2 protein-coding genes are annotated in these 632 nt (G+C 43.0%); one reads left to right on the forward strand and one right to left on the reverse strand.

Annotated features, from left to right (window positions below; genetic code table 11):
- Positions 1–44: 44 nt before the first annotated feature.
- Positions 45–227, reverse strand: a complete 183-nt coding sequence (locus R7Q46_RS27945) for a hypothetical protein (protein WP_005458692.1) — start codon at positions 225–227, stop codon at positions 45–47.
- 132 nt (positions 228–359) lie between these two features.
- Between R7Q46_RS27945 and tusA the strand changes: the two genes are divergently transcribed.
- Positions 360–608 (forward strand): sulfurtransferase TusA, encoded by a 249-nt coding sequence (tusA, locus tag R7Q46_RS27950; protein WP_005426051.1) that lies wholly within the window; start codon positions 360–362, stop codon positions 606–608.
- Positions 609–632: the final 24 nt, after the last annotated feature.

Genomic DNA, 632 nt, shown 5'->3' on the forward strand with positions numbered 1-632 from the left:
AATAGGTGAGCGGTATTGATCATGTTTGATTGAGGCAAGAGGCGCTAATTCTCTTGCTCTGATGCACCTGACCATTTGTGCATCTCAATCCAAATCCCAATAATGGTTGCACTCATGCCTGCTAAAGGCATCAATGAGGTTTCAGCTGGCGTTCTAAGTACCAATGCACAGAACGAGATAAAACACAGCACTGAGTAAATCGTGAGTCTGTCTAACGCTGTTAACATCGCCTCTCCTTGCCAGTTGTTACCAAATTGTTAATTTAAGGTAAAACAAAAAAATCCGTTTGCCAAGTGGTTATTGAATATTTTTTCAACGAACGTAAAATTCACCGCTAAGTTAGTTACGAGAATCACACTATGAGCTTTAATCCTGAACTGGCAACAAAGACGTTAGAGGCGGAAGGACTGCGCTGCCCAGAGCCAGTGATGATGGTCAGGAAGACAATTCGCAACATGCAAGATGGTGAGGTTTTGCTAGTAAAAGCGGACGACCCATCGACAACTCGAGATATTCCGAGTTTCTGCCGCTTTATGGATCACCAGTTGATTGCAGCGCAAACAGAACAACTGCCTTATCAGTACCTGATTAAGAAAGGTTTGGAATAATCTCAGTGAGATCAAAAACGGCAG

This window comes from Vibrio sp. 811, from assembly GCF_033339195.1.

Bases quoted from the DNA above. Each gene is read 5' to 3' on its own strand.
- tusA (WP_005426051.1), top strand. From the start codon at position 360: ATGAGCTTTAATCCTGAACTGGCAACAAAGACGTTAGAGGCGGAAGGA.
- R7Q46_RS27945 (WP_005458692.1), bottom strand. From the start codon at position 227: ATGTTAACAGCGTTAGACAGACTCACGATTTACTCAGTGCTGTGTTTT.